Origin of the sequence: Halorubrum sp. SD683 (genome assembly GCF_002135045.1) — an archaeon.
GTDB classification, from domain to species: Archaea; Halobacteriota; Halobacteria; order Halobacteriales; family Haloferacaceae; genus Halorubrum; species Halorubrum ezzemoulense.
In genome coordinates this window covers 1-17,121 of the sequence record NZ_NEWJ01000037.1, presented here as the reverse complement: position 1 = coordinate 17,121, position 17,121 = coordinate 1, and the positions used below count along the sequence as shown (strand labels likewise).

Annotated in this window: 20 protein-coding genes and 2 tRNA genes; 13 read left to right on the top strand and 9 right to left on the bottom strand. The window is 71.5% G+C overall.

Annotated features, from left to right (window positions below; genetic code table 11):
- Positions 1 to 253 precede the first annotated feature (253 nt).
- Positions 254 to 1,516 (bottom strand): threonine ammonia-lyase, encoded by a 1,263-nt coding sequence (gene ilvA / locus B9G49_RS10290; protein ID WP_086216300.1) that lies wholly within the window; start codon positions 1,514 to 1,516, stop codon positions 254 to 256.
- 95 nt (positions 1,517 to 1,611) lie between these two features.
- On the bottom strand, positions 1,612 to 2,997 hold the full coding sequence (locus tag B9G49_RS10285; RefSeq protein ID WP_086216299.1) for a deoxyribodipyrimidine photo-lyase: 1,386 nt from the start codon (positions 2,995 to 2,997) through the stop codon (positions 1,612 to 1,614).
- Positions 2,998 to 3,107: 110 nt separating this feature from the next.
- Between B9G49_RS10285 and B9G49_RS10280 the strand changes: the two genes are divergently transcribed.
- From B9G49_RS10280 to B9G49_RS10265, 4 genes are all read left to right on the top strand, one after another.
- On the top strand, positions 3,108 to 3,611 hold the full coding sequence (locus B9G49_RS10280; protein ID WP_086216298.1) for an Hsp20/alpha crystallin family protein: 504 nt from the start codon (positions 3,108 to 3,110) through the stop codon (positions 3,609 to 3,611).
- Between the two features lie 123 nt (positions 3,612 to 3,734).
- The gene (locus B9G49_RS10275; RefSeq protein ID WP_086216297.1) at positions 3,735 to 4,148 is read left to right on the top strand and encodes an Hsp20/alpha crystallin family protein; all 414 of its coding nucleotides are present in this window, start codon (positions 3,735 to 3,737) and stop codon (positions 4,146 to 4,148) included.
- Positions 4,149 to 4,214: 66 nt separating this feature from the next.
- Entirely contained in the window at positions 4,215 to 4,847 is a 633-nt protein-coding gene (locus B9G49_RS10270; RefSeq protein ID WP_049931436.1) for a protein-L-isoaspartate(D-aspartate) O-methyltransferase, read from the top strand.
- Between the two features lie 49 nt (positions 4,848 to 4,896).
- A complete protein-coding gene (locus B9G49_RS10265; protein WP_086216296.1) occupies positions 4,897 to 5,697 on the top strand; it encodes a protein-L-isoaspartate O-methyltransferase in 801 nt (266 codons plus the stop codon).
- A 26-nt stretch (positions 5,698 to 5,723) separates the two neighbouring features.
- On the opposite strand, the gene B9G49_RS10260 is transcribed toward B9G49_RS10265, so the two are convergent.
- Positions 5,724 to 6,200: an Ig domain-containing protein group 1 domain-containing protein gene (locus B9G49_RS10260; RefSeq protein ID WP_086216295.1), complete on the bottom strand. Its 477-nt coding sequence runs from the start codon at positions 6,198 to 6,200 to the stop codon at positions 5,724 to 5,726.
- A gap of 143 nt (positions 6,201 to 6,343) precedes the next feature.
- Between B9G49_RS10260 and B9G49_RS10255 the strand changes: the two genes are divergently transcribed.
- From B9G49_RS10255 to B9G49_RS10240, 4 genes are all read left to right on the top strand, one after another.
- A complete protein-coding gene (locus B9G49_RS10255; protein WP_394334819.1) occupies positions 6,344 to 7,513 on the top strand; it encodes an ATP-binding protein in 1,170 nt (389 codons plus the stop codon).
- A 42-nt stretch (positions 7,514 to 7,555) separates the two neighbouring features.
- A complete protein-coding gene (locus B9G49_RS10250) occupies positions 7,556 to 7,957 on the top strand; it encodes a CrcB family protein (RefSeq protein WP_086216293.1) in 402 nt (133 codons plus the stop codon).
- Positions 7,954 to 8,316, top strand: coding sequence for a CrcB family protein (locus B9G49_RS10245; RefSeq protein WP_086216292.1), 363 nt, complete (start codon positions 7,954 to 7,956; stop codon positions 8,314 to 8,316). Before B9G49_RS10250 ends, B9G49_RS10245 begins: the two co-directional genes overlap by 4 nt.
- Positions 8,317 to 8,392: 76 nt before the next feature.
- Entirely contained in the window at positions 8,393 to 8,707 is a 315-nt protein-coding gene (locus tag B9G49_RS10240) for a hypothetical protein (protein WP_049931442.1), read from the top strand.
- 61 nt (positions 8,708 to 8,768) lie between these two features.
- Here B9G49_RS10240 and cca read toward each other — a convergent pair whose 3' ends face one another.
- The gene (cca, locus tag B9G49_RS10235; protein WP_086216291.1) at positions 8,769 to 10,217 is read right to left on the bottom strand and encodes a CCA tRNA nucleotidyltransferase; all 1,449 of its coding nucleotides are present in this window, start codon (positions 10,215 to 10,217) and stop codon (positions 8,769 to 8,771) included.
- Positions 10,218 to 10,377: 160 nt separating this feature from the next.
- Here cca and B9G49_RS10230 point away from each other — a divergent pair.
- A tRNA-Asn gene (locus B9G49_RS10230) sits at positions 10,378 to 10,450 on the top strand.
- Between the two features lie 328 nt (positions 10,451 to 10,778).
- Positions 10,779 to 10,853 (top strand) — tRNA-Ile (locus B9G49_RS10225).
- Between the two features lie 205 nt (positions 10,854 to 11,058).
- Here B9G49_RS10225 and B9G49_RS10220 read toward each other — a convergent pair.
- Positions 11,059 to 11,922, bottom strand: a complete 864-nt coding sequence (locus B9G49_RS10220; RefSeq protein ID WP_086216290.1) for a TIGR01548 family HAD-type hydrolase — start codon at positions 11,920 to 11,922, stop codon at positions 11,059 to 11,061.
- Positions 11,923 to 12,018: 96 nt separating this feature from the next.
- The gene (locus B9G49_RS10215; protein ID WP_086216289.1) at positions 12,019 to 12,519 is read right to left on the bottom strand and encodes a UPF0146 family protein; all 501 of its coding nucleotides are present in this window, start codon (positions 12,517 to 12,519) and stop codon (positions 12,019 to 12,021) included.
- 39 nt (positions 12,520 to 12,558) lie between these two features.
- Here B9G49_RS10215 and B9G49_RS10210 point away from each other — a divergent pair, with 39 nt between their 5' ends.
- The 3 genes from B9G49_RS10210 (at position 12,559) to B9G49_RS10200 (ending at position 14,695) form a co-directional block, all read left to right on the top strand.
- Complete coding sequence (locus B9G49_RS10210) at positions 12,559 to 13,080, top strand: archaemetzincin family Zn-dependent metalloprotease (protein ID WP_049931446.1); 522 nt, start codon at positions 12,559 to 12,561, stop codon at positions 13,078 to 13,080.
- A 110-nt stretch (positions 13,081 to 13,190) separates the two neighbouring features.
- Positions 13,191 to 13,490, top strand: a complete 300-nt coding sequence (locus B9G49_RS10205; RefSeq protein ID WP_049931447.1) for a DUF6432 family protein — start codon at positions 13,191 to 13,193, stop codon at positions 13,488 to 13,490.
- A 47-nt stretch (positions 13,491 to 13,537) separates the two neighbouring features.
- Positions 13,538 to 14,695 (top strand): aminomethyltransferase family protein, encoded by a 1,158-nt coding sequence (locus B9G49_RS10200; protein WP_049931448.1) that lies wholly within the window; start codon positions 13,538 to 13,540, stop codon positions 14,693 to 14,695.
- Between the two features lie 25 nt (positions 14,696 to 14,720).
- On the opposite strand, the gene B9G49_RS10195 is transcribed toward B9G49_RS10200, so the two are convergent.
- The 3 genes from B9G49_RS10195 to B9G49_RS10190 form a co-directional block, all read right to left on the bottom strand.
- On the bottom strand, positions 14,721 to 15,896 hold the full coding sequence (locus B9G49_RS10195; RefSeq protein ID WP_086216288.1) for an inorganic phosphate transporter: 1,176 nt from the start codon (positions 15,894 to 15,896) through the stop codon (positions 14,721 to 14,723).
- Positions 15,896 to 16,024, bottom strand: a complete 129-nt coding sequence (locus tag B9G49_RS17165; protein ID WP_254921732.1) for a hypothetical protein — start codon at positions 16,022 to 16,024, stop codon at positions 15,896 to 15,898. Before B9G49_RS17165 ends, B9G49_RS10195 begins: the two co-directional genes overlap by 1 nt.
- A gap of 411 nt (positions 16,025 to 16,435) precedes the next feature.
- On the bottom strand, positions 16,436 to 16,969 hold the full coding sequence (locus B9G49_RS10190) for a metallophosphoesterase (protein WP_049931450.1): 534 nt from the start codon (positions 16,967 to 16,969) through the stop codon (positions 16,436 to 16,438).
- Positions 16,970 to 17,121: the final 152 nt, after the last annotated feature.

Sequence of the window (17,121 nt, the reverse complement as noted above, 5' to 3'; positions counted from 1 at the left end):
CGCAGTACGCTCGCTGTGCTCCTCACTCGGTCGCTCCGCTCCCTCGTTCCGGTGCTTGCGTCGCCTACGGCGGCCTCGCGACTGCCCCTTTGAGTCCCGCCCCACACCGCAACCGCACCTCACGCCTCCCCAGCCTCGTCGGCCTCCCCGCGGTCGGCCGACTCCCTCGCACGCGCTCCTCACGGCCGCCGCAGGCGGCCGCTCGGAGGCGCGCGCCACCGTAGTTCAATTTATACATCGACGACATTCTCCCTCACGCCTCCCGCGTCGTCCACTCCACCTCGTACCCCGCCTCGCGTACCGCCTTGAGGACGCGGTCGACGTGGGCAGGGCCGTTCGTCTCCACCTCGAAGATGAGGTCGGCGTCGCCGACCGGCAGGTCAGGTCGGCTGCGCTCGTGGCGCACGGTCCGGATGTTCGCGCGCTCCGCGCCGATCAGGGTGCTGATCTCCCCCATCGTCCCGGGCGTGTCGTCGATCCGGACGGAGAGCTCGATCAGCTGGTGGCGGTCGACGAGGGCGTGCGTCACCACCTCCTTCAGGGTCGTCACGTCGATGTTGCCGCCGCAGAGAAGCGGGACGACGGTCTCGCCGCCGAGGTCGAGATCGTCGACCGCCTCGTCGTTCAACAGGGCGGCCGCGGCGGTCGCGCCCGCGCCCTCGACCATCTGCTTCGCGCGCTCCAAGAGCAGGAGGATCGCGTTCGCCACGTCGTCGTCGCTCACGACGACCGCCTCGTCGAGGTGTTCGTCGAGGAGTTCGAAGGTGAGGTCGCTCAGCCCGCCGGTCGCGATCCCGTCCGCGATCGTGTCGGGTTCGTCGCGCGTCACGAGTTCGCCGGCCGCGAGGCTCTCCGAGAGCGTCGACGCGCCCTCGGTCTGAACGCCGACGACCCGCGTCTCGGGCGACCGGGCCTTGACCGCGGTTGCGACGCCGCCCGCGAGCCCGCCGCCCCCCACGGGGACGAGGACGGTGTCGACGTCGGGCACCTGGTCGAGCACTTCCAGGCCGAGCGTCCCCTGTCCCGCGACCACGTCGGGGTCGTCGAACGCGTGGACGAACCGCGTCCCGGGGTCGTCGGTCAGCGTCCGAGCGTGCGCCATCGCCTCGGGGAACGCGCTGCCCCGGAGGACGACCTCCGCGCCGTAGGCGCGGGTCGCCTCGATCTTCGCCGCGGGCGCTGCCTCCGGCATCACGATCGTCGCTTCAATCCCGGCGTCGGCCGCCGCGAGCGCGACCCCCTGTGCGTGGTTGCCCGCGCTCGCGGCCACGACGCGCTCGATCGGGACCTCCGCGGCGCGCTCTCCGGACCCGTCTATCGCCAGCGAGATCGCGTTGTACGCGCCGCGCGTCTTGAACGAGCCGGTGCGCTGGAGGTGTTCCATCTTGAGACGCACGTCGGCGCCGCACCGATCGCTCAGCGAGCGACTCCGCTCGACGGGCGTCCGCTGGACGATGTCGGTGCCGGCGAGCCGCTCGGCGGCGGCCTCGACGTCGTCGATCGCGACTGGGGACATAGCGGAGCCGTTCTCGAGGCCCCACGAAAAGGACTCGGTTACGGAACGCCGGTACCACCCACGGGTCCGCACCGCTTCGCGCCGACCCGCGCCCGCTATCGCTTCCCGAGCGCCTCCTCGAAGACGCGCTGCGCGCGCTCGTACCCTTCGTTCCGGTCGACGATCGGGTGCGCGTAGTCGGGCGCGAGCTCCTCGCGCTCCGCCCGCGAGAGGGTCGGCCAGTCGACCACCTTCCCGGACGGCACGTCCGAGAGCTCCGGGACGTACGCCTTCACGAATCGGGCGCCGTCGTCGTACTTCGACATTTGGCTCACCGGGTCGAAGATGCGCACGTCGACGGAGTCGGTGCCGGTGGAGGCGGTCCACTGCCACGCGCCGTGGTTCGAGGCGTAGTCGTGGTCGATCAGCTGCTTCGTGAAGTAGCGCGCGCCGCGCCGCCAGTCGATCAGGAGGTGCTTCGTGAGGAAGCTCGCGACCACCTGCCGCGGCCGGTTGTGGATGTACCCCTCCTCGTTCAGCTGTCGCATTCCAGCGTCGACGAGCGGGTAGCCGGTCTCGCCGCGCGTCCACGCCTCGAAGGCGTCGTCGTCGTCGCGCCACGCGATCTCGTTCGGGAACGACTTGTAGTTCGACACGGCGAGGTCCGGGTTGTAATACAGCAGGTGGTACATCTGCTCGCGCCACGACAGCTCGTACCGGTACTTGTCGACGTTGCGGCGCTCCCCGCCGGTCACGGCGTCGTACACGTCGCTCGCGCCCGCCCACAGCTCGCGGACCCCGATCGCGCCGGTCGCGAGGTACGGAGACATCCGCGAGACCGCGTGCGTCGGGGCCTCGACGGCCCGCGCGAGGTCGTCTCGGGTGTCGTTGTACGAGGTGATCCCGTAGTCGAGGAACTCGTCGAACCGCTCGCGGGCGGCCTCGTACCCCGCGTCGGGGAGGTCGATGTCGGCCTCGGGCTCGGGGACGGTCTTCCCGTCGCGCACGTCGGCCAGCGCGGCCGCGTCCGGCTCCGCGTACGGCCCGCGCTTCGGCACGGCCTCCCAGTCGCCGTGGAACTGGCTGTGGTTCGGATAGCGCGCCTCCAGCCGACCGGGGTCGACCAGCACGATGTCGGTCCGCGAGTCGGTGTCGACGCCTTCGCCGGCGAGCGCGTCCTCGACCGCCCGCTGTCGGTTCCGACGGGCCGCTCGGTACTGCTCGTTGTAGAACACCGCCTCCGCGTCGTATTCCGCGGCGAGGTCGACGAGGACCGCTTCCGGGTCGCCGGCGCGGACGATCAGGTCGCTCCCGAGTTCGCGGTACCGCTCCTCCAGTCGCTTCACGTGCCGGAGGAAGAACGCGCGCTGCCGCGCGCCGACCGTTCCGAGCAGGTCGGCGTCGTACACGAACACCGGCACGACTTCACCGTCCCGAACCGCGGCGGCGAGCCCGGCGTTGTCCCGCGTTCGAGCGTCTCCTCGGTGCCAGAACAGGCGCATACGATCTCCAAGGGCGCCAGCGGATAGTGTCTGTCGCCGGCGTCTCGGCGCGCCGCCGTCCCCGCCTCCGCCAGTACGTTCAAGACGCTCCGTCACGGATCCTGACCTGTATGACCCGACGCGATCCCTTCGACGAGATAGAGGAACTGTTCGAGCGGATGGGCCGCGAGTTCGAGGAACTCGGCGGCACGCTGGAGGGCACCGGCCCCGAGGTCCCGCGGTTCCCGGGCGCCCGCGACGTCGACGTCGACGTGGTCGAAGACGACGAGGCGATCACCGTCGTCGCCGACCTCCCCGGATTCGACGCCGACGACGTGGACGTCGAACTGCGCGACGACGCGCTCGTTATCAGCGGCTCCCGCGAGGAGTCGAGCGAGTTCGATATCGCCGAAGAGGACGGTGCCGACGATCCGGACGACGGCGCGAGCGGTCCGGCCGACGTCCGCTACCACCGGCGCGAGCGCCGGCGCAGCTCCGTCTCCCGTCGGGTTCCGATCCCCGAACCCGTCGAGGCCGACGCGGCGACGGCCTCCTTCGACGCCGGCGTCCTCACCGTCACGCTCCCCAAACGCTCGCCCGACGACGACCGCGGGCACACGATCGACGTCAGCTGAGCCGCGCTCGCGTCGTCGGGTGTGACACGGGGTGCGCCGCGGCCGGGATACCGGGATCCGCCGCCGCCGCGAGATAGCACGCGTCAGTCGCTATTTAACACCTCACGGCTCCTCTCTGTCGGTATGAACACGACGAATCCCTTCGACGAGATCGAGCAGTTCCTCGGCCGCACCCCCTTCGGGGGCGAGCGGGCTCGGGGCCGCGACCTCCGGACCGCCGACATCGACGTCGCCGAGTACGCCGACGAGTTCGTCGTGATGGCCGACCTCCCGGGGTTCGATCGCGACGAGATCGACGTCCGAGCCCGCGACGACCGGCTCGCCATCGCCGCCGAGCGCGACGCGGAACGCGAGGACGCAGACCGGCGATACATCCGACGCGAGCGGCGCCACGAGTCCGTCACTCGGACCGTCGGCCTGCCGACGAACGCCCGTCTCGACGACGCCACCGCGACGTACCGGCACGGTGTCCTCACTGTAACGGTCCCGATCGATGTCCTCGACGCGGACGAGGGACGCCGGATCGACGTGAACTGATCCGCCCGGCTCGACCCCTGCCTCTCCGCCGATGCTTTCTCCACGCACACTGTGCTATCGACTCACATGAACGACGGCGACCGCACGGCCGAACGACGCGACCTCGTGAGCGCGCTCCGACGGCGTCTCGACGTGAGCGAGCAGACGCTCTCGGCGATCGGAGCCGTCCCCCGCCACGAGTTCGTTCCCGAGGCGCATCGCGAGTCGGCGTACGCCGACCGGCCGCTCCCGATCGGCCACGACCAGACGATCAGCGCGCCGCACATGGTCGCACTGATGACGGATCTCCTCGACGTCGAGCGCGGCGACCGCGTCTTCGAGGTGGGGACTGGCTGCGGCTACCACGCCGCGGTCGTCGCCGAGGTCGTCGGCCCGGGGAACGTCCTCTCCGCCGAGCGGGTCCCGGAACTGGCCGCCGCCGCCCGCGAGCGCCTTGCCCGTCTCGGCTACGACGTGGCCGTCGCGGCCGCCGACGGCCGAGAGGCGTTCCTCGACGAGGCTCCGTTCGACGCCGCTTACCTCACCTGCGCGGCGCCCGAGGCGGTTCCGGACGCGGTCGTCGACCGTGTCCGGGCGGGCGGCCGCGTGGTCGCCCCCGTTCGCGAGGGTGGTCGCCAGCGGCTCGTCCGACTGACGCTCCGCGAGGGCGGCATCGACCGCGAGGACCACGGCGGCGTGCGGTTCGTCCCGATGCGATAGTCGGCCCGCCGAACGCACGGTTTTAGAGGACCGAGTCCCGAGACTGCGCATGGACGACGCGTCGCTCAGGGCGGACATGATCGAGGGGCTCGAACACCAGATCGGCGAGCCGATCGAGCCGCCCGTGCTGACCGCGCTTCAGCGCGTCCCGCGCGATCCCTTCGTCGACGACTCGCCTCGCGGCGGCGCCGTCGACGGCGACGACCCGCACTCGCTCTCGCTCCCGACGCTGGTCCGTCTCGTCACCGCGCTCGACGCCGCCGAGGGCGACTCGGTCCTCGTCGTCGGTGCGGGGATCGGCTACTCGGTCGCGATGCTCGCCGAGATCGCCGGCGCGCGGCGCGTCCACGCGGTCGACATCGACCGCGCCGCCGTCGCCGCCGCGCGGTCGAACCTCGACGCGGCCGGTTATGGGGCGGTCCTCGTCGACCGCGCGGACGGCGCCGACGGACTCCCCGCGTACGCACCGTACGACCGGATCCTCCTCGAAGCCGCCGTCGTCGAGCCGCCGCGTTCCCTCAGGGACCAGCTCGCGCCCGACGGGCGAATCGCCTACCCGCGCGGCGCCGGCGTCCAGACGGTCGCCGCGATCGAGCCGTCCACCGGGGGTCCCGACGCGGGCGACGCCATCGCGTCCGGCGCCGGTACGGACGACGATCCGGCGCCTGACGGCTTCGAAACGGTCGAGACGCACGGGCCGGCGCGGCTCCAACCGATGCTCGTCGACGGCGAACAGCCCGGAACGGAACGGAACCGAACTCGGCGGGAGGACGCGGAGCGCGCCGAGCGCAGCCGGCAACGACGGCACGGCTGGGAACAGGACTGGATCGACTGGGACAGCCGGCTTTAACCGACTCTCCTCCGCCGCTCGCGGCGTCACTCCTCGACGACGAGCACCTGGGTGTTTCCCCGCTCGTCGACGTAGTCGCCCTCCGCCGGCGGCTTGATGTCGATCGCGAGCGTCCCGTCGGCCTGATTCGGCCCGAGTTCCGGCTCGACGTCGATGGTCGCGACCCCGTCCTCGTTCGTCTTCGCGGTGACGACGCCGTCGATCTGCGCAGAGCCGCCCCGGACGATGACCGTCGCGTCCGCGACCCGAGAGCCGTCGGGGTCGACGACGGCGACGTCGACCGACTGCTCGCCGGGCGTGGTCACCTCCGGCTGGGGCTGCGCGTCGAGCTCCGTCGCGGCCAGCCCGTCGATGTCGCCGATCATCCCCATCATCACGCTGAGGCTGGCGACGCCGCCGACGAGCGCGATGACGAGGCGGACCGGAAGCCCCTCGATCGCGCGGGTGTCGGTGCTGAACGTCCGGCGGTTCGCGGTGCGCGAGTCGTGTGTTCGATCGGACATACGCCGCGCTGGCCGCGGTATCTGATATAAACGATCGGACGATCCGGGCGGCGCCGCGGCGGACGCCCGAGAGACGCGCCCGACGACCGGGACCCGATCCGGCTCCCGGCGCTTTTTGTCTGATGCCGAGGCCACCCGGCCGCGTGTACGTACTCGGCCGCGACGACGGGACCGACCGTACTGAGGGGGCTGACCGCGGCGACTGCGCCGACCTCCGTGACAGTGCTCACCGCGACGGTGACCGTCCGCCTCACACCGCTCGGATCGGCTCTTTCCTCGCCCGCGACGGCAGCGCCGGCGCTCCGGTCGGCGTCGACCTCGACCGCCCACACGCGGGCGTCGTGTTCGGGAAGCGCGGCACCGGGAAGTCGTACACCCTCGGCGTCCTCGCCGAGGAGCTGGCGGACGCAGGCGGTGTCGCCCCGGTCGTCGTCGACCCGATGGGCGTCTTCGCCGGCCTCGAAGCGGCCGGCGGACGGACCGTCGACCCCGCGGTCCGTCCCGCCTCGATACCGCCGTCGGCTTGGCCGAACCTCCTCGGCCTCGCCCCGGCGAGCGGCCCCGGAACCCTCGTCTGGCAAGTCGTCGCGGACGCGGTCGACGACGGATCTGGAGAGGCGACGGACCGTAACGCCGCGAGCGGAACGACCCCCTCGCCGTCGCTCGCGGCGCTCCGCGAGGCGGTCGACGCGGCCGACGCCCCGGCGGAGACGCGTCGCGCCGCCGCGAACCACCTCCGGCTGGCGGCCTCGTGGGGAGTCTTCGACGCCGATTCGCCGCCGGTCGCGTCGCTGGCGGCCGACGGCGACCCCGCGGTCCTCGACCTCGCCGGCGTGCCCGACGCCGCCGCGGCGGCCGTGGTCCGCGCTGTCGCTCGCGGGCTCTACGACGCGCGGATCGCGGGCGATCTCTCCCGGCTCCCGTGGCTGCTCGTCGACGAGGCGCACGCCTTCTTCGACGGGGTGGCCGACCCCGCGCTCCGGACGCTCCTCACGCGGGGCCGCGCGCCGGGCGTCTCGCTGGTCTGTGCGACCCAGCGTCCGGCCGCGCTCCCGAGCGTCGCCGTCTCGCAGTCCGACCTGCTCGTCTCCCACCGGCTCACGGCGGCGCGCGACGTCGAGCGACTGGCGGCGGCGGAGGCGACGTACCTCGCCGGCGACCTCGCATCGCGGCTTCCCGAGGGCGTCGGCGAGGCGCTCGTCGTCGACGACGCCACAGAGACGGCCCACACGGTCCGGATACGGGAACGCCGGACGCCGCACGAAGGCGAGAGTCCGCGCGCGAGTCGGCTATCGGACCCCGAACCGAACTGACGGGTCCAGAACGCACAAGCCGCGCCGGAAATACGCTAGCGCATGGACCGAACGCCGTACGGATTTCTCCTCGTCGCGGCCGGGGGCTTCCTCGGTGCGGTCGCCAGACACGCCGTCGACGCGGGGGTCGCCGGCGTCCTCACCGTGGCCTCGTCCGGCGACCGCCTCATCGCTCTCGGCGGCGTCCCGCCCGGCGCGGGGACGCTGGTCGCGAACGTCGTCGGCTCATTCGCCCTCGGTCTCCTCCTGACTCGCGCGTCGAGCGACCGGGTCCGGCTGCTCGTCGGGACGGGCGCGCTCTCCTCGTTCACGACGTACAGCACGTTCGTCGCCGACGCCGTCGCGCTCGGAACGACCGCCGGCGCGGGATACGTCGCCGGTAGCTACGCGGCCGGATTCGCCGCGGCCGCACTGGGGATCGCCGTCGGGAGGCGCCGGCGATGAGCGTCTCGCCGCTCCTCGCGACGGCGCTCGTCGGCGTCGGTGGTGCGCTCGGCGCGGCCGGCCGTCACGCCGTCGGGCTCCGTATCGAGGGGCGCCGGTCGGTCCTCCTCGCCAACGCCCTCGGGAGCCTCGCCCTCGGAGCCGTCTCCGCCGCGCCGATCGGATCGGCGGCGACGCTGCTGTTCGGCGTCGGCTTCTGTGGCGCGTTCACGACGTTCTCCTCGTTCGCGGTCGGGGCCGTCCGGACGGCGAGCGAGACCGGTGTTCGCGCCGCCGCGACGCTCGCGGCCTCAAACCTCGCGGCCGCGCTGGCCGCGTTTGTCCTCGGTTCGTCTCTCGCCGTCGCGGTCGCCGGCTGACGGAGGCTCACGGCGGCCGGGCCGTTCCTCCCCGACAAGCGACAAGTACAGGCTCCCCCAGTTCCTATGCGAGTGCGTGACCGACACCGACCGCTCCGTCGACGGCGAGTCGACCGCTCCGGCCGACTCGGGTGGTCCCGCTGACGACGTTACCCCCGAGGACGTCCCCGACTTCGGCGACCTCTCGATCCTCCAGCGCGGGTTCGTCGCCGCCGCGCAGAACCCCTCGCGCGGGCTGCTGGTCGTCGGCCTCTTCGTGTTCGCGCTCGCCTTTTACGCCGCGTTCTGGCTGTCGTTCCCCGGCGCCGCCGGACTCCTCACCGCGATCGCGCTGATCGTCGTCGTCGTCGCCGCGGCCGTCTACTGGCTCCTCGACCGCCTCTCCCGCTGAGCGGCCCCCTCGCCCGGATCGCTTTCGCCCGTTTCATTGGGAACGGCTCCCCTCGACGGTCTCACGGCCGCGGCTCGTAGAACCCGCGGAGCGGTCGACCGAACGCGGGGGCGAGCGTCGCCACCGCCTCGCCGACCAACACGTCGCGGTCGGCGAACGCCGGTTCCACCTGCGCGCCGAGCGCCACGTCGCCCGCGGCGTCGCTCTCTAGGTACCCGCGGACGGTGACGAACTCCCGCTCGCGCTCGACGACGTACCGGTCGCCGTCGATGAACGGCCCGTAGGTGTCCGGGTCGACGTCGTCGACGTACGACTCGTAGAAGTTCGCGGCGTGCTTCCGCACTGCGACCGGCGGCCCGTCGTGGCGCGCGACCGCCGGTCGCTCGGTCACCTCCAGTTCCGCGTACAGCGCGGCCCGCGTCGACTCGACGGCTGCGGCGCGCTCGGGCACCTCCCGGTCGCCGCTCCCCCCGTCGGCGTCGCTCCCCCCGCCGCCGTTCCTCGTTCCCGCTGCGTCGGTCATGGCGCGCGCTCGGAGCACGTCGAACCCGTGATCGTTGAGCCCGCCGACGATCCCGTCCAGCGATCGGCGGAGCTGCGGCCACAGCTGGTCGTCGACCACGTCCGGCGCGTCGAACACGACCGCGACCGGCGTCGTTCCCCGTCGGTCGAGATGCGCTCGCACTTCCTCGGGGTCGAGCGGTTCCGGTTCGTCAGGCTCGAAGAGCGCCTCGCTCGGGGCCGCGAGCAGCTCCCGCGCGTAGTGCTGGAAGCGTGCGAGGTTCGTCGCCGACAGGACCGCCGCGACGTTCCGCGTCGGGTCCGTCGGATCGACGACGACGAGGGGATCCTCGAACGTGCGCTCGGCGTGCCCCTCTGGGTCGAACTCCACCGGGGGGTGCCAGCTCCGCGCCGACTCGACGAGCGGGACGAACCCGCCGAGCTCCAAGACGAGCAACTCCGTGAGGTACCCCGAGAACCCCTCGGTGCGGAGGTCGCTGCCGTACGCGCCGATCCCCTTCAGGAACGCCTTCGCGAGCACCACGTCCGCGGCGAGGTCGTCGTCGAGCCGCGCAGAGAGGTACGCGTCGTGGAACGGGGTGCGGTCGACCGCGGAGACCAGATCCCCCGCCGTCTCCACGTCGTGACAGGGGACGAGGTCCACGTCGAACCCCTCGTAGTTCCCCTTCACGTACGGGTGTTCGGCGTACTCCTCGTGGCCGTCGGGGAGGACCGCGTGCCCGACCGCCAGCCCGTACTCCTCCAGCTCGGCGCGGTCGAGATCTGCGTCGAACCGGACGAACAGGTCGATGTCGCGGTCGCCCGCGACCCACGTGCCCCGCGCCGTCGACCCGACTTGGACCACGTCGGCGCCGACGGGGAGGTCGGCGATCGCCTCGTGGGTCCGGTCGGTCAGTGCCGTGGCCGCCGCTCGCAGTCGCTCCCGCTCTTCCGGCTCGGGAAGGACGCGCTCGCGGACCCGTGACAGCACCGCCTCCAGATCGTCCATACCGAACGGTCTCGCGGTCCGGCCGAAAACGTGTCGGTCGGATCGGCGGCGCGGCGGGCCGACGGAGCGCCGCCGCCGTCCCGCGGTCCGGCCCGTCGGCTTCCGCGCCGTCGGGCGGAAACGAAAGCCATATCAAAAGGACGCGAGTACCCGAGAACAGGCCGAAGTAGCTCAGTTGGTAGAGCGCCTCGCTGTTAACGAGGCGGTCCCAGGTTCGAGTCCTGGCTTCGGCGCCTCCCTTCGTACGTTTCTCGTCTATGCTCTCACCAGACCGTAGTCCTATTTTGCTCGTTTCCGCTCTGACTGAGTATGCCGAATCGAAGCGAGCAATTTGCTTCACTCGAGGAGCCACAGAAGCGCGGCCAAGCGGCCGAAGCGATCGTAACTGATACTTATCGAAGATGCTGGTGACACACAGATGACTATCCGGTACGAGCGGTCAAACATAACATATCAAAAACATCAATTGGCACGAGGATTACCATCTCAACGAAACATTAGCTTCGCTTGGTTCCAACCCGATAGGATAAAGAGGAACCGAGAGACAAATCGATCCGTGGCGGGCCTTTAGCTTAGTCCGGTTAAAGCGACTCGCTCATAACGAGTTGATCGCCGGTTCGAATCCGGCAAGGCCCATTCCGGTTTTTCACCGATTCCCCGCTGTATCTGGCCGTCTACTCCTGCTGGAGCGTCACGTCGGTCGCGGTCTCGTTCGCGGGGTCGTCGCTCACCGGACCCGACGTGTCCCGGATACCGGCGGTATCCGCGATCGCCGGCGAGATCCGTCACGGAGCGGTTAACGCGGGAGGGGCGCACGGTGCCCGAGCCGACGCGACGACGACTACTCCAGTAGCCCGACCAGTTCGTTCACGTCTTCGACCACGGCGTCCGCGCCGTTACCGGCGAACTTCTCGCGCCCCGCCTCGCCGGTGAGCCCGCCGGTGAGGACGCCAACCCCGTAGTAGACGCGCGTCTCGTCAGACTCGTCGGCGTTGCGTGCGGTCCGCACGTCGTCGAGGGTGTCGCCCGCGAACGCGACCCGCCCGGCGCCGAACCGCTCGGCGAGCTCGACGAGCGCCCGCGGGTGCGGCTTCCCCTCTTCCCAGTCGTCCATCGTGAACCGCCGGTCCTCGGGCACGTCGAGGCCGACGCGGTCCAAGGCGATGTCGGCCTCGGCCGCCGGCCGCCCGGTGAGGACGCCCACGTCGAACCGCCCGGTGAGGTCGGCGATCGTCTCGGGGTCGACGAGCGTCGGCTCGTCGTGGATGTACCCGTCGGCCTCGAACGGCGGCTCGCCCCCCTCTAACTCGCGGTACAGCTCGCTGCCGAGGTACAGCGCCTGAAACGTCTCGCGGAGCGCGTCCCGGTCCCACTGGTCGCGGACGCGGGCCTGTGCGACTCGCGGGAGGTCGCCGACGACCTCCTTGGCGGCGTCGAGCCCGCCCCCGAGCTCGCGGATGCGCTCGGTGAACTCGTCGACGTCCATCCGGAGCCCCTCGCGGCGGGCCAACACGAACAACGCCGCCGCGTCGGTCAGCTCCCAGTCGTTGTTGAACCCGCCGGCGTCCTTGAACGCCTGGACCGCGTCCGGGTCGATCGGCTTGCCGCAGACCCGGTCGACCGATTCGAGGATCGCCCGACGGTAGGAGTCCGCCACGTCGACCAACACCCCGTCGATGTCGAGGACGACTGCGTCGACCTGCATACGGGTACCCCCGACTGGCGCCCGAATGAACGTTCGGGTTCGCGGTCGGCGTCGCCGGTTCGAGCCGTGCGGCGTCCCGGTCGCCGGTCCGTTCCGTCACCGCGCGACGAACACGACAGTTCCCGACTCCGTCGACTTCCGAGAGACGTCCACGACCGGCTCCTCGAACCCGAGCGTGGTGAACAGGCAGGCGGCGCCGAGTCGCTCCGCGAGCGCGACGGTCGCCCGCTGTAGCTCCGCCGGGAGGTTCCGAGCGTACACGGCGTCGACGCCGCCGGGCGCGTCCGGAGCCTCACCGGCGGTCTCGTCGCTCGCGCCGATCCCGAGCGCGCTCTGCGCCGCCCGCTCGTCGTCGGCCGCGAGCGCCGTCACGTCCGCGGCGACGACGCGGAGCGTTCCCCCGCTCGGCGCCTGCCTCCCCGCCGCCGCGTCCTGCGCCGCCTCGCTCACTTCGACGTCGATCGCGACGACCTCGTGGCCCCGATCGGCGAGCGCACGGGCGACGCCCGGCCGGCGGCCGACTCCGACCTCGATCAATCGTTCGTACCGCCCGAGTGCGGCAACGAGTGCCCGCTCCGACGGGGGTGGTCGTACCACGGCGCGGCCTTTATGACCGCGGCGTTCAAAAGCGGTTCCATGCTCGTGGACATCGTCCCGGTCGGGGAGGTCACCCCCCGAGTGAAACGGGAGGCCTCCGGTGCGCTGCGTTCCGTATACGACTGCGACGTGACGGTCCACGACGATCAGCCGATCCCCGACTCCGCCTTCGAGGCAGATAGGGACCAGTACCGCGCCGAGGACCTCATCGAGACGGTCACTCGGGTCGGCGGCGGCGAGAAGAACATCGGCATCACGCCCGAGGACCTCTACTACCGCCGCCGGAACTACGTGTTCGGCCTCGCGTACCTCAACGGCAGCGGCTCCGTCATCTCCACGCACCGCCTCCGCACCTCCTCCGACGGCGGCGTCTCCACCAAGCCCGCGGTCGACGTGTTTGGCGACCGCGTCCGCAAGGAGGTCGTCCACGAGATCGGTCACACTCTCGGCCTGGAGCACTGCGACAACAGCAAGTGCGTGATGTCGTTTTCCCCGACCGTCCGCGAGGTCGACGTGAAAGAGGAGAACCTCTGTGGCACCTGTTCGCGGATCGTCCGCTGACGCGGCGCGACCGGCGTACCCTCCCGACGATCTGTCGCCCGATCTCTCCGGTCGCCAATCCCTCTCCGATCGCCGGTAGACGTAAAGTCCGGCCCGCACAAGGGACGGGTATGGCCGCAAAGCCGGAATACCGCGACCGGCCGGACGTCGAGGTCGCGCTGCTCGACGCGCTCGTCGACCGCGGCGACGAGGGAATGACCGTCCTCGAACTGCGCGCGGCCGTCGACGCAGACATCGACGCCGTCGAGGAGGCCCTCTCGACGCTGAAGGAGGACTCGCTGATCACCGTCGAGTCCGAGGAGCACGTTCGGGTGTACGCCCACGAGAAGGTCGTTCCGGACCCGGAGGCGCCCGACGACGACCCCTCCGAGAGCCTCGTCGACGCGATCCGGGACCGACTCGGACTGTAGCCGTCGGAGACGGCGGCCTTTTGCCCCTCGATCGCCACCGTTCGACCATGACGCTCGTCTCCGGTACCCACGACGCGCACGGCGCCGCGTACCGCGACCGCGGCGGTCGCGAGGTCGTCGACCACTACGGGAAGCCCGTCCGCGTCGGCAAGGCGGTCCGAAACGTCGCGGGCGTGATCGAGATGGGGTACGGCGTCCTCGCCGTCAGGGGGAGCGACCGCGTCGAGTTCGTGGACAACGCCGTCTCGAACCGCGTCCCCGCCGAGGACGGCGAGGGAACGTACGCCCTCCTGCTCGATCCTCAAGGCGGGATCGAGACGGACATGTACGTGTACAACGCCGACGAGCGGCTGCTCGTCTTCCTCCCCCCGGAACGGGTCGAGTCGGTCGCCGCCGACTGGGCGGAGAACGTGTTCATTCAGGACGTCGCGATCGACGACGTGTCCGACGAGTTCGGCGTGTTCGGGGTTCACGGCCCGAAGTCGACCGAGAAGGTCGCCTCCGTCCTCGGCGGACCGGGCGCGCCGGAGGGGCCCCTCTCGTTCGTCCGCGGGTCGATGGTCGACGCCGGCGTCACCGTGATCGCGACGGACGCGCCGCTCGGCGAGGAGGGGTACGAGATCGTCTGCGCCGCCGCCGACGCGGGCGACGTGTTCGACACCCTGATCAACCGCGGGCTCAACGCCGCGCCGTTCGGGTACCGAACGTGGGACGCGCTCGCGACCGAGGCCGGAACGCCCCTCTTCGAGTACGAACTGGCGGGCACGGTCCCGAACGTCCTCGGCCTCCGGAACGCGCTCGACTTCGAGAAGGGGTGTTACGTCGGGCAGGAGGTCGTCTCGCGCGTGGAGAATCAGGGGCGACCGAGCCGACGGCTCGTCGGCCTCGAACTCGACGGCGTCGCCGAGGCGGTCGACGGCGTCGACCCGAACGCGGACCCGCAGGGGATCGACGCCGCGCTCCCCGCGTCCGGTGCGGCCGTCTTCGACGGTGACGAGGCGATCGGCGAGGTGACGCGGGCGGCCGTCGGCCCCGCGACGGACGTGCCAGTCGCGCTGGCGCTCGTCGGGTTCGACGCCGCCCTCGGCGAGGTCGCCGTCCGCGTCGACGGCGAGGAGAGTCCGGCCACCGCCGTCGACCTCCCGTTCGTCGACGGGAGCGCGCGGTCCGCGCGGCTGCCGACGTACCCCGAGGGACGCGCCTGAGGGTGAAGCGGAGCGTCGCCGCCCGTCACGCGACGAAGTCGACCGCCGAGTAGAGGCCGAACCCGAGCACGAACGCGCCGACGAGCGACCCGATCCACGCGAGGACCGTGTACCCCATCTTCTTCCGGCTCACGCCGGCGTCGCCCGCGGCGTAGCCCGCGCCGACGATCGCCGAGACGATGATCTCGTTGAACGAGACGGGGATCCCGAAGGCGACGGCGGTCTGCGCGATCGCGAACGACGGGATGAGCGCCGATATCGACCGTCGCGGCCCCATCGAGGCGTAGTCCTGCGCGAGCGCCTTGATCATCCGCGGCGCGCCGGTCCACGACCCGGCCAACAGCCCCACGCCGCCGCCGACGAGTAGCGCCCACAGCGGGACGCCGACCTCGCTGAAGATCGGGACGAGCGGGCCGATCGCGAGGCCGACCTGCGACCCGCCGGCCGAGAACGCGACGAGCCCGCCCATCGCGAGCAGGAACCGCCGCTGTGCCCCCTCGCGGTCGCGGCCGAGGTCCGCGTACACGGCGACCGAAACGAGCGCGGCGATCGCGACGCTCACCGCGGCGGGACCCGCGCCGCTGCCGCCCAGCCCCGCCCCGAGGACGCTCGCCACCGACGCCTGCTGGCCGGCGGGACCGAGCAGCGCGAACCCGACGTTCGCGAGGATCGCGCCGACGACGCCGGCGAGCGCGGCCGTGAGCGGTCGCTCGGGCAGCGACTCGCCGATGAGCATGCGCGCGACGCTGTAGGCGACGCCGCCGCCGACGAACGGCGTGAGCACCCACAGCGTCGCGATCTCGGCGTACTTCGGCCACGCCGGGTCGCCGCCGAGCGCGAGGCCGACGCCGACGACCGCACCGGTGACGGTGAACGCCGTCGCGATCGGGTAGCCGGCGAACACGCCGACTGCGACCAGCGCGGCGGCCGTGACGAGCGCGACGATGGCCGCCACGGCGGTGAGCGTCACCCCGCCGATCAGTTCGGTGCCGACCGCCTCGGTCACGTTCGCGCCCTGGAGGATCGCGCCGAGGAGCCCGAGGACGCCGACGACGAGCCCGGCCCGCATCACGGAGATCGCGTTCGCCCCGACCGCGGGCGCGAACGGGGTCGAGCCCGACGACCCCGCGCCGATCGACCACGCCATAAAGAGGCTGGCGGCGGCGGCGACGAGGAGGGTCGCGGCGGTGGCGACGACCATCAGCGTCGCCCGTCGTTGTACCCCTCGTTCAGCCCCGCCACCGTGCGCCGGACGAGGAGGAACCCGAAGAAGAACAGCCCGAGAAGACCCACCAACAGGAGTACGAACAGCGGTTGGACCGGGAGCATACGCCTGAATCCGTCGGCACGCGGTTATAAGTTTCGAGCCGAACGGTCGCGTGACCCGGACGATTCCGACGCGTTCGGGCGATCGGATCCCGGTAACTAAAACGCGTTTTTGTCCCTCAGCCACGTATATGTCGATACCCCGACTACGTGTAATCGCGACCCCCCGCTTCGGCCCTCACGCTCGAACCCGCCGGCCGACCGCCGGCTGGTCGGACTCGCACCCGCTCCCTACCCAGTCCGGTATCCCCCTCCCCGGCCGACCAGCGACCGACAGCCGGCGCCCACATCCGCGTCGATCCGGGTCCTCCACCGCTGACACGACCGTCGGCCGGCCCGGCCGTCGGCGGGGCGTCGCGATCGGTCTCTGCCGACGCGACGGCGAGCCCGATCCGCTTCTCGTGATTCGCTCCCTTACTCGCGGCTCTCGGCCCCGATCCGGAACGTCTCGAACTCCTCCCCGTCCGGCGTCACCAGTCGCCCGTCCAGACCGTCTCCGGCCCCGTCGTCCACCGGACGCAATTCCGCGTGCGCCGGCCGGTTCCCGCGCGGTTGGGCGTGGCTGCCCGGATTCAGTATCGGGAGCCCGCCTGAGTCGTCGAACCGCGGCCGGTGGCTGTGGCCGCAGATCACGGCGTCGGCGTCGCGGCCGCGACCGAGCATGACGAGCCCCGTGTCGCCGCTGCGGTGTCGGTGCGTGACCGCGAACCTGACCCCCGCGTATTCGACGGTCCGAACCTCCGGGACGCGGTCGCGGATCGCGGCGTCGTCGTTGTTGCCGTAGACCGCCCGGAGGGCGGCGGTGGTCGACTGAAAAGCGTCTAAGACCGGCTCGCGGTAGAAGTCGCCCGCGTGGATCACCAGATCCGCCTCGCGGACCGCCTCCGCGGTCCGCCCCTGAAGCCTCGACTCCTCGCGTGCGTGCGTGTCGGAGACGACGACGAGCATACCGGGAGTCCGCGCCGGCGTGAGTTAAAAAGCGCGCTCGCCACGGCGGTGCGTGCCTCCAAGTAGCAGCCGAAGGCGGCCGCGAGGAGCACGCGCGAGGGAGTCGGTCGCCCGGAGCAGCGCGGAGGGCGACCGACGAGGCTGGGGAGGCG

Coding starts and splice junctions, on each gene's coding strand:
- B9G49_RS17165 (WP_254921732.1), bottom strand. CDS start 16,024: ATGCTCCCGGTCCAACCGCTGTTCGTACTCCTGTTGGTGGGTCTTCTC.
- B9G49_RS10280 (WP_086216298.1), top strand. CDS start 3,108: ATGACCCGACGCGATCCCTTCGACGAGATAGAGGAACTGTTCGAGCGG.
- B9G49_RS10210 (WP_049931446.1), top strand. CDS start 12,559: ATGCTCGTGGACATCGTCCCGGTCGGGGAGGTCACCCCCCGAGTGAAA.
- B9G49_RS10195 (WP_086216288.1), bottom strand. CDS start 15,896: ATGGTCGTCGCCACCGCCGCGACCCTCCTCGTCGCCGCCGCCGCCAGC.
- B9G49_RS10200 (WP_049931448.1), top strand. CDS start 13,538: ATGACGCTCGTCTCCGGTACCCACGACGCGCACGGCGCCGCGTACCGC.
- B9G49_RS10265 (WP_086216296.1), top strand. CDS start 4,897: ATGGACGACGCGTCGCTCAGGGCGGACATGATCGAGGGGCTCGAACAC.
- B9G49_RS10245 (WP_086216292.1), top strand. CDS start 7,954: ATGAGCGTCTCGCCGCTCCTCGCGACGGCGCTCGTCGGCGTCGGTGGT.
- B9G49_RS10190 (WP_049931450.1), bottom strand. CDS start 16,969: ATGCTCGTCGTCGTCTCCGACACGCACGCACGCGAGGAGTCGAGGCTT.
- B9G49_RS10220 (WP_086216290.1), bottom strand. CDS start 11,922: ATGCAGGTCGACGCAGTCGTCCTCGACATCGACGGGGTGTTGGTCGAC.
- cca (WP_086216291.1), bottom strand. CDS start 10,217: ATGGACGATCTGGAGGCGGTGCTGTCACGGGTCCGCGAGCGCGTCCTT.
- B9G49_RS10205 (WP_049931447.1), top strand. CDS start 13,191: ATGGCCGCAAAGCCGGAATACCGCGACCGGCCGGACGTCGAGGTCGCG.
- B9G49_RS10270 (WP_049931436.1), top strand. CDS start 4,215: ATGAACGACGGCGACCGCACGGCCGAACGACGCGACCTCGTGAGCGCG.
- B9G49_RS10285 (WP_086216299.1), bottom strand. CDS start 2,997: ATGCGCCTGTTCTGGCACCGAGGAGACGCTCGAACGCGGGACAACGCC.
- B9G49_RS10260 (WP_086216295.1), bottom strand. CDS start 6,200: ATGTCCGATCGAACACACGACTCGCGCACCGCGAACCGCCGGACGTTC.
- ilvA (WP_086216300.1), bottom strand. CDS start 1,516: ATGTCCCCAGTCGCGATCGACGACGTCGAGGCCGCCGCCGAGCGGCTC.
- B9G49_RS10250 (WP_086216293.1), top strand. CDS start 7,556: ATGGACCGAACGCCGTACGGATTTCTCCTCGTCGCGGCCGGGGGCTTC.
- B9G49_RS10275 (WP_086216297.1), top strand. CDS start 3,735: ATGAACACGACGAATCCCTTCGACGAGATCGAGCAGTTCCTCGGCCGC.